This is a genomic window from Tenacibaculum soleae, assembly GCF_030549005.1.
Lineage (GTDB): Bacteria > Bacteroidota > Bacteroidia > Flavobacteriales > Flavobacteriaceae > Polaribacter > Polaribacter soleae.
The window spans coordinates 328,084-342,673 of the sequence record NZ_JAUOSW010000001.1 but is presented as its reverse complement, the minus strand read 5'-3'; the positions used below and the strand labels follow the sequence as shown (position 1 = coordinate 342,673).

Annotated in this window: 11 protein-coding genes; 10 read left to right on the top strand and 1 reads right to left on the bottom strand. The window is 31.5% G+C overall.

Going from position 1 to position 14,590, the window contains the following annotated elements; all coding sequences use genetic code 11:
• Window positions 1-112: 112 nt before the first annotated feature.
• From trxA to Q4586_RS01500, 7 genes are all read left to right on the top strand, one after another.
• A complete protein-coding gene (trxA, locus tag Q4586_RS01530; RefSeq protein WP_068701970.1) occupies window positions 113-472 on the top strand; it encodes a thioredoxin in 360 nt (119 codons plus the stop codon).
• A 295-nt stretch (window positions 473-767) separates the two neighbouring features.
• Entirely contained in the window at window positions 768-1,739 is a 972-nt protein-coding gene (locus Q4586_RS01525) for a ribonucleotide-diphosphate reductase subunit beta (RefSeq protein ID WP_068701967.1), read from the top strand.
• Between the two features lie 178 nt (window positions 1,740-1,917).
• On the top strand, window positions 1,918-4,317 hold the full coding sequence (locus Q4586_RS01520) for a ribonucleoside-diphosphate reductase subunit alpha (RefSeq protein WP_303525712.1): 2,400 nt from the start codon (window positions 1,918-1,920) through the stop codon (window positions 4,315-4,317).
• 85 nt (window positions 4,318-4,402) lie between these two features.
• A complete protein-coding gene (locus Q4586_RS01515) occupies window positions 4,403-5,065 on the top strand; it encodes an SMI1/KNR4 family protein (RefSeq protein WP_303525710.1) in 663 nt (220 codons plus the stop codon).
• A 35-nt stretch (window positions 5,066-5,100) separates the two neighbouring features.
• On the top strand, window positions 5,101-6,438 hold the full coding sequence (locus Q4586_RS01510; protein WP_303525977.1) for a deoxyguanosinetriphosphate triphosphohydrolase: 1,338 nt from the start codon (window positions 5,101-5,103) through the stop codon (window positions 6,436-6,438).
• Window positions 6,439-6,522: 84 nt separating this feature from the next.
• On the top strand, window positions 6,523-10,758 hold the full coding sequence (locus Q4586_RS01505) for a thrombospondin type 3 repeat-containing protein (protein ID WP_303525708.1): 4,236 nt from the start codon (window positions 6,523-6,525) through the stop codon (window positions 10,756-10,758).
• Window positions 10,755-11,450, top strand: a complete 696-nt coding sequence (locus Q4586_RS01500; RefSeq protein WP_303525706.1) for a hypothetical protein — start codon at window positions 10,755-10,757, stop codon at window positions 11,448-11,450. Before Q4586_RS01505 ends, Q4586_RS01500 begins: the two co-directional genes overlap by 4 nt.
• A gap of 66 nt (window positions 11,451-11,516) precedes the next feature.
• On the opposite strand, the gene Q4586_RS01495 is transcribed toward Q4586_RS01500, so the two are convergent.
• Entirely contained in the window at window positions 11,517-12,095 is a 579-nt protein-coding gene (locus Q4586_RS01495; RefSeq protein WP_303525703.1) for a DUF3109 family protein, read from the bottom strand.
• A gap of 111 nt (window positions 12,096-12,206) precedes the next feature.
• Between Q4586_RS01495 and Q4586_RS01490 the strand changes: the two genes are divergently transcribed.
• The 3 genes from Q4586_RS01490 to Q4586_RS01480 are packed head-to-tail and all read left to right on the top strand — an operon-like array spanning window position 12,207 to window position 14,573.
• On the top strand, window positions 12,207-12,788 hold the full coding sequence (locus Q4586_RS01490) for a MarC family protein (RefSeq protein ID WP_068703886.1): 582 nt from the start codon (window positions 12,207-12,209) through the stop codon (window positions 12,786-12,788).
• A 1-nt stretch (window position 12,789) separates the two neighbouring features.
• The gene (locus Q4586_RS01485) at window positions 12,790-13,407 is read left to right on the top strand and encodes an NAD(P)/FAD-dependent oxidoreductase (RefSeq protein WP_303525700.1); all 618 of its coding nucleotides are present in this window, start codon (window positions 12,790-12,792) and stop codon (window positions 13,405-13,407) included.
• A 14-nt stretch (window positions 13,408-13,421) separates the two neighbouring features.
• On the top strand, window positions 13,422-14,573 hold the full coding sequence (locus Q4586_RS01480; RefSeq protein ID WP_303525696.1) for an endonuclease: 1,152 nt from the start codon (window positions 13,422-13,424) through the stop codon (window positions 14,571-14,573).
• Window positions 14,574-14,590: the final 17 nt, after the last annotated feature.

Sequence of the window (14,590 nt, the reverse complement as noted above, 5' to 3'; positions counted from 1 at the left end):
GTTTTTAAGAAGACTTTAACACTTGTTTAAGTTTATGTAATTTTTAAGAAATAAAAACGACTACCTTTATACTTTTAAAATAGCTGATAAAAAGTAGTAAAACAATAATAAGATGACAGAAAATTTAACAAAAGAAACTTTTTTAAAAAAAGTATTTAATTTTGAAGCAGGTAAAGAGTGGAAATTTGAAGGAGATAAACCTGCTTTGATTGATTTTTATGCAGATTGGTGTGGTCCTTGTAAATCTTTAGCGCCAGTTTTAGAACAATTAAGTGAAGAGTATGAAGGAAAAATAGATATTTATAAAATAGATACTGAAGCTGAACAAGAATTATCGGCAGCTTTCGGAATTCGTAGTATACCATCTATGTTGTTTTGCCCTATGAATGAGCAACCACAAATGGCAAATGGTGCATTACCAAAACAACAAATAGAACAAATTATAAAAGATGTTTTAAAGGTAGAAAAATAAGCCTAAAAATGATTTTAAAAAGTGATGTGAAAACATCACTTTTTTTATACAAAAAAACCAAAATAGGAAACTCAGTGATTATCACTACGCAAGCTTATTTTTACTTTGTAAGTACTTGTTTTAAAGTTGTTTGTGCTTTTGTTAAAATGACGCAGTTTTATCTTTTTTTAATGATTTGTTGACAACTTCAAGGGATTTGTGAATAAGTATAGCTTTTAGTTTTTAGCAATTTTTTGAATCTTTGTTTCTCCCTGAAGAGAAGAAAATAACGAACAAAATTTAGCACAAAATAAGCATGGCTGTTACCGAACCAATTTTACAAGAAAACAAAGATAGATTTGTAATATTTCCAATTCAACACGACGATTTATGGGAGTGGTATAAAAAACAACAAGCTTGTTTTTGGACCGCAGAAGAAATTGACTTACATTCTGATTTAAATGATTGGAACACCAAATTAACAGACGATGAACGTTATTTTATTAAACATATTTTAGCCTTTTTTGCAGCTTCAGACGGTATTGTAAATGAAAATTTGGCAGAAAACTTTGTAAATGAAGTGCAATATTCTGAGGCAAAATTTTTCTACGGATTTCAAATAATGATGGAGAATATCCACTCTGAAACCTACTCTTTATTAATAGATACTTACGTAAAAAACGAAGAAGAAAAAGATAACTTATTTAAAGCTATTGAAGTTTTTCCGGCAATTAAGAAAAAAGCAGACTGGGCTTTAAAATGGATTGAATCGGACTCTTTTGCTGAGCGATTAATTGCTTTTGCAGCCGTTGAAGGAATTTTCTTTTCAGGATCATTTTGTTCTATCTTCTGGTTAAAGAAAAGAGGATTATTACCAGGACTAACTTTTTCGAACGAATTAATTTCTCGTGATGAAGGAATGCATTGTGACTTTGCTGTTCATTTACATAATCATCACATGGTAAATAAAGTGCCTAAAGATCGTATTCGTGAAATTATTTTAGATGCTCTTAACATTGAAAGAGAGTTTATTACAGAGTCTTTACCAGTAAGTTTAATAGGTATGAATGCTAAATTAATGACGCAGTACCTAGAATATGTAACTGATAGATTATTACTAGAATTTGGATGTGATAAAGAGTATGATGCTACCAATCCGTTCGATTTTATGGAAATGATTTCATTAGAAGGTAAAACAAATTTCTTTGAAAAAAGAGTTTCAGAATATCAAAAAGCAGGTGTATCATCAGGTGGTACAGGAGATATTAGTTTCGACGCTGACTTTTAAAAAGACAAAAAACATCACTGCTAATCCCCTACATGCGGTAATTTTTGCCAAAGCATAGTAATGCTTTAGCGCCCTAAGTTTCTGTACAGAAACAACAACATTTAACAACTAAATTAAGTTACTATAAAACCATAGTGTTCTTAGTGACCCTATTAACCAAATTAAAACCAATAATAATATGTATGTAGCGAAAAGAGACGGTAGAAAAGAACCTGTAATGTTCGATAAAATTACCGCAAGGGTTAAAAAAATGTGCTATGGATTAAACAATATTGTTGATCCAGTTAAAGTAGCCATGCGTGTTATTGAAGGTTTATATGATGGTGTAACAACATCTGAATTAGATAATCTAGCAGCAGAAGTTGCTGCAACAATGACAACTGCACACCCTGATTATGCTAAATTAGCAGCCAGAATTGCGGTATCTAACTTACATAAAGATACCAAAAAATCGTTTTCAGAAACAATGGTTGATTTGTACGAATATGTAAATCCTCGTACCGAAAAAAAATCGCCTTTATTAGCTGATGATGTGTATGAAATCATCATGAAAAATGCTGATAAATTAGATTCTACTATTATTTATAGTCGCGATTTTAATTATGATTATTTTGGATTTAAAACTTTAGAACGTTCATATTTATTAAAACTTAACGGTAATATCGTAGAGCGCCCACAACATATGTTAATGCGTGTATCTATTGGTATACATAAAGAAGATATTGACGAAGCAATTGCTACATACGAGTTAATGAGTAAAAAATATTTTACCCATGCTACGCCAACATTATTTAACGCAGGTACACCAAAACCACAAATGTCGTCTTGTTTTTTATTACAAATGCAGGATGATAGTATTGAGGGTATTTACGATACATTAAAACAAACGGCTAAAATTTCACAATCAGCCGGAGGTATTGGTTTGTCTTTACATAACATTCGTGCTACAGGAAGTTATATTGCGGGTACTAATGGTACATCAAACGGAATTGTACCAATGTTAAAAGTATTTAATGATACGGCACGTTATGTAGATCAAGGAGGAGGAAAACGTAAAGGTTCTTTTGCGATGTATTTAGAGCCTTGGCATGCTGATATTTATGACTTTTTAGATTTAAAGAAAAATCACGGTAAAGAAGAAATGCGTGCGCGTGATTTGTTTTACGCAATGTGGATTTCTGATTTATTTATGGAGCGTGTTCAGCAAGATGCAGATTGGACGTTAATGTGCCCGCATGAATGCCCTAATTTATTTGACACTCATGGAAAAGAATTTGAGCGTTTATACACCAGTTACGAAGCTGCCGGAAAAGGTAGAAAAACCATAAAAGCACGTGATTTATGGGAGAAAATATTAGAATCGCAAATAGAAACAGGTACACCGTACATGTTATACAAAGATGCTGCTAACCGTAAATCGAATCAGAAAAATTTAGGAACCATTCGTTCTTCAAATTTATGTACAGAAATTATGGAATATACTGCTGAAGATGAGGTGGCAGTGTGTAATTTAGCATCGATAGCAATACCAATGTTTGTTGCTGAAGATGAAAATGGGAACAAGTTTTTTGATCACGATAAATTATTTGACGTAACTAAAAAAGTAATCAGAAACTTAGATACTGTTATTGATCGTAACTACTATCCTGTTATTGAGGCTGAAAACTCTAACGTTCGTCACCGTCCGGTAGGATTAGGAATTCAAGGATTAGCAGATGCTTTTATTATGTTGCGTATGCCGTTTACATCTGATGAAGCTAAAAAGTTAAATCAAGAAATATTTGAAACTTTATATTTTGCATCGGTAACTTCATCAATGGAAATTGCGAAGGCAAAAGAACCATATTCTACCTTTAAAGGTTCACCAATGTCACAAGGAGAATTTCAGCACAATATGTGGGGAATTAAAGAAGAAGATTTAAGTGGTCGTTGGGACTGGAGTAATTTACGTAAAGAGGTAATGGAGAACGGAGTTCGTAACTCATTATTAGTAGCGCCAATGCCTACTGCATCAACTTCTCAAATATTAGGAAACAACGAAGCTTTTGAGCCTTATACCTCTAATATTTATACACGTAGAGTATTATCTGGTGAGTTTATTGTAGTAAATAAACACTTATTAGAAGACTTGGTTGAGTTAAATTTATGGGACAATAATATGAAAGAAGATATTATGCGTGCCAACGGATCTATCCAACATATTGAAAGCATTCCGCAAGACTTAAAAGATTTATACAAAACAGTTTGGGAAATGAGTATGAAAGATATTATTGATATGGCGCGCCATAGAGGGTATTTTATCGATCAGTCACAATCGTTAAACTTATTTATGAAAGACCCTGATTTTGCAAAGTTAACATCAATGCACTTCTATGCTTGGAAAAGCGGTTTAAAAACAGGAATGTATTATTTACGTACCAAATCGGCAGTAAATGCAAAACAGTTTACATTAAATATTGAGAAGAAAGAAGAAGTAATTGAAGATGATAAACCAATGAGTGCTTCTGAATTTAAAGCCATGGTAGATGCTTCTAAAAACGGAGCACCAGACGATGATTGCTTAATGTGTGGTTCTTAAAAACCATAAAACTAAATTAAAAGTGATAAAAGAGAAGTCGAAAGGCTTCTCTTTTTTTGTATTTTCGATAAAATTTTGGAAATCTATGGAGATAAAATACTATATAATTCTTGGCATTTTTTCCGCAACTGTTGCTATTTTAAGAAGTAATAACAGAATTGACTCAGAAAAAATAGAAAAGAAAAAAGCTGTTAGGAGCAAAGCAAAGAGTTTGTTAAGTAAATTTAGGAGTTCTACTGATTACAATCACCCAATATCTAAAAGTATAATTAAATTACTCGAAAACTATCATTATCACGACAATGTTGGAAAAACATTAATTGATGAAGAAATTAAAATAATTGAAGAGAAGTTAAATCTAAAACTCCCAAAGTCATATAAACTGTTTCTGAAATATTTTGGAGATGGAGGCGATTGGGTTTTTGTACAAAATATAGATAGTATCCAAAATGGAGGCTTTTATAAAGAGTACGATTATCATAACACTTTAAAAGAATATGTTTACTTAGAAGAAGAAAAGGTTATAACAGAAAGTTTACTTTCTTTAATGACCGAAGATTCAAATGGCGGAGCATGGTGTTGGTTAACTCATGAAGAGAAAAAAGATAATGAATGGTCATTAGTTTATTATATAGATGGATGTTTGCATTACAAAGTAAAAAATTTTACAGAATGGTTAGAGGTAGTTGCTTTTGAAAAGGAGGTTATTAGAGAATATGATGTAGAAGAAAAACTAGGTTTAGGGTAAAGATTTCGTAATTTCGACAAAAATTTTAGAAGATGATGAATTGGGAACAACTCCTTTCTTTAAAACGTTTTGGCGATACGCAAAAACGTGAACGCATATTACAAGACGAAACCCGATTAGGCTTTGAAGTAGATTTTGATAGAATCATATTTTCATCGGCCTTTCGTAGCTTACAAGATAAAACACAGGTAATTCCGTTATCAAAAACCGACTTTGTACACACACGATTAACACACAGTTTAGAAGTATCAGTAGTAGGTAGAACGTTAGGAAGACGCGTTGGTAAAGTATTGTTAGAACGTCATCCGGAGTTAGTAAATTTAGGCTACACTTTTAACGATTTTGGAGCTATTGTTGCTGCTGCATCCGTAACACATGATATTGGGAATCCGCCTTTTGGGCATTCAGGAGAAAAAGCTATTGGAGAATATTTTAAAACCGGTAACGGATTAAAATATAAAGAGCAACTTACAGAAAAAGAATACCAAGATTTAATAGATTTTGAAGGAAACGCGAACGGATTTAAGATTTTAACCGAAAATAATCACAGTAGCGAAGGTGGTTTGCGTTTAAGTTATGCAACCTTAGGAGCATTTATGAAATATCCGAAGGAATCATTGCCTAAAAAACCAACAACACATATAGTTGATAAAAAATACGGCTTTTTTCAGTCAGAAACAGCTGCTTTTTTAGATGTTGCCAATGATTTAGGTTTACAGAAAAAAGAGAGCGACGGAATTTCATATTACCGTCATCCATTAGCTTATTTAGTTGAAGCTGCAGATGATATTTGCTATACAATTATCGATTTTGAGGATGGAATTAATTTAGGACTAATCGATGAAGATTATGCCTTAGAGTATATGATAAAGCTCGTAAAAAACACCATTGATAGTAAAAAATATCACTCTTTAAAATATACAAAAGATCGTGTAAGTTACCTGAGAGCCTTAGCAATAGGGGTATTAATTAACGAAGCAGTCGACATTTTTTTAGAAAACGAAACAGCTATTTTAAATGGTAGTTTTGATAAATCGTTATTAGATAAGTGTAAATATGAAGCTCAAATTAATGACATTATTAAAATTAGTATAGCTAAAATATATCGTAGCAAAGATGTTATTGAAAAAGAAGTAGCAGGTTATAAAATTATTGCTGATTTATTAGATGTTTTTGTAACAGCATTAAATAATAAGTATAACGGAGTAGCATCAAATTACGATACCTTAGTTTTAAATTTACTTCCCGATCAATATCAGCAAGAAAAAGAACAATTATATGATAGAATCATGCAAATATGTAGTTATGTATCAGGTTTATCAGATAGTTTTGCAATACGATTATTTAAAAAAGCAAAAGGAAATATTGCCTAATTAGTTATTAAATAAACATAGTTTGTATTAAGTTTTTAGGGTGATTTTAATACTAACTGTTATTATATCACAAATAAAATTATTATGAATAAAAGAAGGCTTTTTTTTGGCTTTTTCACACTATTAGCCATAGGAATTGTTGTTTTGAAATCAACAAATAGTCAAGGTATAGATATTGATAAATTAAGAAATCAACATGCTGAATTTTTAAAGAATCACCCTTTTCAAAAAACAGGAAAACTTCCTAAAAAACAAAGAAAAGCACAAGGGTTACCCCCAAATGCATACTTTGAACAAAAGTATTTAAGCGAAATAAATCCATCTACAGGAAAAACCCATAAAGAAAATGTCTTAGCACTTCAAAAGAAGTTAAATGATTTAAGGGCAAGTAGAAGAGCGCCAGGAGAAGTAGATAATAATTGGGTTGAAAGAGGGCCAAATAATGTAGGAGGAAGAACAAGAGCCTTACTTTTTGATCCTAATGATGCTACTAATGAAACAGTATTTGCAGGTGGTGTAAGCGGAGGTTTATGGAAAAACACCAATATTTCAAACAGAAATTCAGCATGGGTACGTGTTGGTATTCCAGAAAATTTAGCAGTTTCCTGTATTGCTGTAGATCCTAATAACTCAAAAATATTTTATATTGGTACGGGTGAATCGTATGTAAATGGCGATGTAAATGGCGATGGATTATGGAAAAGTGTTGATGGCGGTAATACTTGGGATAATGTTTTTGGAGGTATTACTTCAGCTTCTTATTTAGATACAAATTCTAGATTAACAATTAACACACCTTCTAGTATTTCAGGAAATTATGCAACGGTGTTAACCACAGAGTTTGGCGGAGGTTTATCAATTGATATTACAAAAGAATTAGTGTTAGTAAATGATGGAACCAATCCAACAGAAGATGGTTGTGAAACGATTACAAATGGTTCAGAATTAGCAGGGAAAATAGCAGTAATTCTTAGAGGAACGTGTAATTTTTCAGCAAAAGCAAAAAATGCGCAAGATGCTGGTGCTATAGCAGTAATAATTGTTAATAATCAAAATACGGCGCCATTTAATATGGCAGCAGGTGATAATGGAGCAGAAGTAACCATTCCAACAGTAATGATTGGTAAAAGAGATGGTGATGATTTAATAAACGTTTTAAAATCTGGAACAGTTACAGGTACATTATCTGCAACAAATACAAACTCTAGTAATCTTACATTTGTACCTGGAGTACAACATATTAATGATATAGTTGTTAGAAATAATAATGGGAACTCAGAAGTTTATGTAGCAGCAGGAGAATCTGCTTATACAGGAGCAACATCTTTAGGAGGAGATAGTTATGGAGTATATAAATCGGTTGATGGAATTAATTTTTCAAAATTAAATATACCAAAAACAGCAGCTGGTTATGAGCATGAACCTAATAATATTAAGATTGCAGCAGATAATTCATTATATATTAGTACTACAAGAAGTGATACAAATGGTGATGGTGGAGGAGTCATTTTTAAATCTACAGATGGTATTACCTTTAGTAAAGTATATACCATAACAAATGGAGTTAGAACAGAAATAGCGGTTTCGCCAACAAATAAAAATACAGTATATGTTTTAATAGAAATGAATACCTCAGGAGCACCAGTAAAGATGTTTAAAACAACTGATAATTTTGCAAACATAGCTGAGTTGCCATTGCCTAATGATGCTGACACAGATATTGAAGCAAATGATTTTACAAGAGGACAAGCTTTTTATGATTTATTACTAAGGGTAGATCCTAATAATGAAGATGTTTTATATGTTGGAGGAATAGATTTGTTTAAATCAACAGATGGCGGAGCCACGTGGAATCAATTGTCGCATTGGTATGGTGGTTTTGGTTATCAGGATGTACATGCCGATCAACATGGTTTAGCATTTGCATCATCAAGTAAGATGGTTTTTGGTAATGATGGGGGAGTGTATTATTCAAATAACTCTGGAACAAATATTTTACCAAGAAATAAAAATTATAACACCTTACAATTTTACACAGTAGGTGTTGCTCCAACAGCAGTATTTGGTGGTAAAGAATATTTTATTGCTGGCGCACAAGATAACGGAACACAATTGATAGAAGAAGCTTTACAGGGAGTTAACAGCTCTATTACAGCATCTGGAGGAGATGGAGCTGCGAGTTTTTTTGATATTGATGGTTCCGATGAATACTTTATAACTAATTATGTGTACAATCAAAGTATTCTGTTATATAATTATAAAACAAACCAATCAATAGAAATTAATGAAGAAAATAGTTCTAATGGTGATTTTATAAATCAAGAAGAATTAGATTCAAATCTTAATATTTTGTATTCGAACTACTCAAATAATAGTGGTTTTATTGTAAAAAGATATTCAAATTTATTAGAAACAATTATTAAAGTAGATTTAACAAATTCATTGATGGACAATGCGCCATCAGCACTAAAAATTTCACCATATACAACAACGTCTAGTAAATTATTTTTAGGATTAAAAAATGGTAAATTATTAAGAGTAGAAAATGCCAATGTAGGAGCTGGTACTTGGACAGAAATAACGGGCTCTAATTTTATAGGCTCAGTTTCTGATATCGAATTTGGTAAAAATGAAGATGAAATTTTTGTTACTATGCATAACTATGGAGTTGTAAGTATATGGTACTCTAATGATGCAGGTGTAAGTTGGATAAGTAAAGAAGGTGATTTACCAGATTTACCCGTTAAAACAATAATGCAAAACCCTTATAATGAAAATGAAGTTATTATTGGTACCGATTTAGGAATTTGGAAAACAAGTAATTTTGATGCGGTTACTCCAACATGGAAACAAGCATATAATGGAATGAGTAACGTACCAGTTTTAGATTTAAATTTAAGAGATGATAACGTAGTTTTTGCCGCAACGTATGGTAGAGGTGTATTTTCAGGTAGTTTTTTAAATCCTAATGAGGATGAGGATAATGACGGAATAAATAATGATGTTGATAATTGCCCAACAACAGCAAATCCAGATCAAGCAGATGTAGATGATAATGGAATAGGTGACGTGTGCCAAGATACAGATGGTGATGGGATTTTAGATATCAATGATAATTGTGTAAATAAAATAAATCCTAATCAAGAAGATGTTAATAATAATAGCATTGGAGACGCATGTGAAGATATAGATAATGATGGAGTTGCAGATAATATTGATAATTGTGTAAATACACCAAATGCCGATCAAAAAGATATTAATAATGATGGGATAGGCGACGTGTGTCAGGACTCAGATGCTGATGGAATTTTAGATGATGTTGATAATTGCCCAACAACAGCAAATCCAAATCAAACAGATGCAGATAATAACGGAATAGGAGATGCGTGTGAAGATGCAGATAATGATGGAATAATTGATACGGTAGATAACTGTATCAATACAGCAAATCCAAACCAAGAAGATGCAGATAATAATGGAATTGGAGATGCTTGTCAAGATTCTGACAATGATGGCGTTATGGATGCTGTAGATAACTGTCCAAATACATCAAATCCAGATCAAGCCGATGTTAATAACAACCAAATAGGAGATGTATGTGATACTAGTTATTTAGATGAAAAGAATATATCTATTCAAACTACATCAGAAACCTGTGTCAATGAAAATGACGGTAAAGTTACCGTTAATGTTAATGAAACATTTGTAAGTTACACTTTAACTTTAATAGGAAATACAACAAATGAAACAATACAATTAACATCAGCATCGTATACTTTTGAAAATTTAGCACCAGGAAATTATGAGGTATGTGTCGTTGTTGATGATAAAAATTACAAACAATGTTTTGAAATAAAGGTAAAACCAGCCAGTACTGTTTCTTTAAGATTAGCTAAAAATAACCAATCTAAAAATTATACTGTAAACGTAAGTTCTGGAACAGCACCTTACAAAGTATTTTTAAATGGAGATTTAGTTAATACGTTCAATCAATCAACATTTAATGTAAAAGTTAAAGGCAAAGGACTTATTGAAGTAACCACTGCAAAAGCTTGTGAAGGTAAATTTACTACAACTATTGATAATGTTTTCTTAAGGAGTAATCCAGTTATAGAATCTATAGAATTATTAGTACCACTAGAAACACCAATAAAAATTAAAGCAACGGTATTTGATATAACAGGTAAAGTCGTATTAAACGAAAACATTGAAAGACAAGGAAATGAATTGTCAATTCCATTTAGTAATTATAAATCAGGAATTTATATATTAAAATTAGGAAACGATAAGAATAATACCTTTAAAATATTAAAAAAATGAAAAAAGTAATAAATAAAATCGCTTTATTTTCAGTTTCATTATTCATTGCTTGTGGTGGCAGTACGAGTAAAGAACCAGAAGTAGTTAATGAAGCACCAAGTACTGTTAATTTAGTGTATCCAACAGAAAATTTACTATGTATAGATAACACGGTTGTTTTTGATTGGTCAGATGCTACAGATGCTAATAATGATAACATTCGTTATAAAGTAGAGTTTTCAAATAGTAGAGATATGGCTGTTATTGTTAAAACAGAAACAGTAAGTTCTTCTACAAAATCAATTACAGTAGATAAAGGAGTTGCTTATTATTGGAGAGTAACTGCAGTTGATAGTAAAGGTAAAGCAGGTATACCGTCTTCGGTAAATGCTTTTTATACAAAAGGAGAAGGAGAAACTAATACCGCACCGTTTACAGCAAAATTAATTGCACCTTTAGATGAAGGGACTATAAATACTGTAAATTTTAATTTACAATGGAAAGGAGCTGATTCTAATACATCAGATACTTTAACATATGATGTTTTTTTTAGCGAAAATACTGACCCAGAAAAAGTAACAACCAATTCAATTAGTGACGAATTATATGAAGTAACTGTTGAAACTGGTAAAACCTATTATTGGAAAATAAATACGATTGATAACTCAGGAGCAAAGTCTATTGGTCAAGTTTGGAGTTTTAGTGTAAACTAAATATACCAATGAATACATACAAAAAAACGACGCCAATGGCGTCGTTTTTTTATGGTAATAAGAAATCTACTTACTTTCTTCTTTTCGTTTTTCGGCTATTAATTCTAATTCATCATACCAATTTTGGCCAAATTTTCTAACCAGTGCTTGTTTTACAAATTTATAAACAGGTACTTGTAACTCTTTTCCTAAAGAACAGGCATCATCACAAATTTCCCATTTATCGTAATTTACTGCAGAAAATTCACTGTAATCTTTAACCCTTACAGGATAAAGGTGACATGAAACAGGCTTTTTCCAATCTACAATTCCTTGATTATAAGCTTCTTCAATAGCACATAAAGCCGTGTTTTTATCATCAAAAATAACATAGGCACAATCAGCATCGTTAATTAAAGGGGTTTCAAGCTCACCAAAATCACTGGTAATCCAAGTTCCTTGTTTTTCAATCGCCTCAATACCTTCTTTACGTAAAAAAGGTTTTATCTTAGGATAAATGTCTTCTAAAATAATTGTTTCTTCTTTATTTAATGGCGCTCCAGCATCTCCATCAATACAACAAGCTCCTTTACAGGCTGATAAATTACATACAAAGTCTTTGTCAATAAGATCTTCTGAAACGATGGTTTTTCCTAATTGAAACATAAAATATATTTAAAAGTGTATAGTTAACAATAACTTTACATAAAATTTAGTTGCAAAAATACTAGATTGTAACAATACTTGTATAATTTTGCAGCTGAAAAACAAAATATTATGAATTTTAACTTCAAAGAAATTTTTACAGCCTTTATGGTGTTATTTGCGGTGATTGATATTATTGGAAATATTCCTATTATTATTGACTTACGTAAAAAAGTAGGACATATTCAATCTGAAAAAGCCTCACTAATAGCTGGGGTAATTATGGTTATTTTTCTTTTTTTAGGAAAACAATTATTAAGTTTAATTGGTATTGATGTACATTCTTTCGCGGTAGCGGGAGCATTTATACTTTTTTTCATTGCTTTAGAAATGATTTTAGGTATTACACTTTATAAAGAGGATGAAGATGAAGCTTTAACAGCAACAGTTTTTCCATTAGCTTTTCCATTAATTGCCGGACCAGGTAGTTTAACAACCTTACTTTCTTTACGAGCAGAATTTAATATAGAAAATATTATAGTAGCTGTATTACTTAACGTAATACTAATATATGTGGTTTTAAAAACCTCCTCAAAGATTGAAAAAATTATTGGAGCTAACGGTATAAAAATTATTAGAAAAATATTCGGAGTTATCTTATTAGCAATTGCAGTAAAATTATTTGCAGCTAATTTTAAAGAGTTATTAGGATAACATGATATATGATTGCTTAATTATTGGTGGTGGAGTTTCGGGCATGCAATGTGCCTTGGTTTTAGGATCGGCATATAAAAAAGAGTATGCTAAAAATAAAAATATTGGTATTATACTACATCAACGAGCTTCTCATTTACAAGATGCACTATTTAATAATGTTTTAGGGTTGCCTTCAGCAACATTAGGAAGTGATATTTTAGTTGAAGGAAAAGCGCAATTAAAAACTCAATATCCACACGTTTCTCAAATTGAAAATGAAAAAGTAGTAGCTGTTTTAGAGGATAACACTGAATATAAAATTATCACTAATAAAAATGAGTATAGTAGTAAGTCAGTTGTGGTAGCCTTAAATTATTCTAAACCATTTGAAATAGCTGGTTTAGAACAATATGTAGAGCCACACATGCGAGCTAATGCTATGAAAAATAGAATACAACTTCGAAACTTTAATCACTTAATTAAAAAAGGGTTATACGTTTGCGGAACTTTAGCAGGTTGGCGCAGTCAATTTGCTATTGCAGCAGGAAGTGGTGCAAGTGTAGCTACTGATATTTTAACAGTATGGAATGATCATGTTCCAACGAAAGTACACGACAAAATAGAGAGTAATAATTAAAAACAAATAGAATAATGAAAAAAATATTAATATTAGGCTTTACAGCTTTGATACTTGTTAATTGTGGTCAAAATGGAATTGATGATAATATAATACCAGAACCGCCTGTAACTAAAGTTGTAGCCGTTGATGATTTTTATGAAACAATTGAAAATGTACCTTTAACTATTTCTGATTTTTTATCGAATGATACATTTACCAATACTACTATAAGCGTAGGAATACCAAACCCAAATAGTACAGTAAATAACGGAAATATTACACTTAACGATGGTAAGTTTATTTATACACCTGCTACCGATTTTATTGGAGAAGATTCTTTTGAATACACAATTTGTAGCGCTACAACCACCACAAATTGTGCTACAGCAACAATTAAAATAACTGTAAAAGCTGAATCAACTACAACTCCTGGTAGTTTTAATATTCCTGCTGCACTAACATCTTATTATAGTGGGGTAGATTTTACATTAACAGGAGCTGCATTAAAAGATGAACTTGCTACTAAAATAACGAGTACTCATACTACTTTTTTAACCTATACACCTGGTGTTTGGGAAGCTGTAAAAAAATCAGACTTAGATCCTTCAGATAATAGTAAGGTTTTATTAATTTATGGTTATAATGATACTGACGGAGATTATGTGACAGATAGATCACGTAGTAAAAATGCTAATGGAGGTAGTCAAGGAACAGAGTGGAATAGAGAGCATGTGTACCCTAAATCATTAGGAAACCCTAATTTAGGTACAGCTGGTGCTGGTTCAGATGCACACCATTTAAGACCATCTGACATTCGTATGAATTCTAATAGAAGTAATAAGAAATTTATCAATGGATCAGGTACAGCAGCTGCAGTTTCTAATGGTTGGTATCCTGGAGATGAGTGGAAAGGTGATGTTGCTCGTATGATGATGTATATGTATTTACGATATGGTAATCAATGTTTACCAAAAAATGTTGCTATTGGTACTGTTAATGCATCAGATAGTAATATGATTGAATTGTTATTACAATGGAATGCTCAAGATCCTGTTTCTGATTTTGAAAAAAACCGTAATAATGTAATTGCTGAAGAGCAAGGTAATAGAAACCCTATGATTGATAACCCTTATTTAGCAACTGTTATTTGGGGTGGTACTACTGCCAATAACACATGGGAGTAAATAATTAGAACATAAAA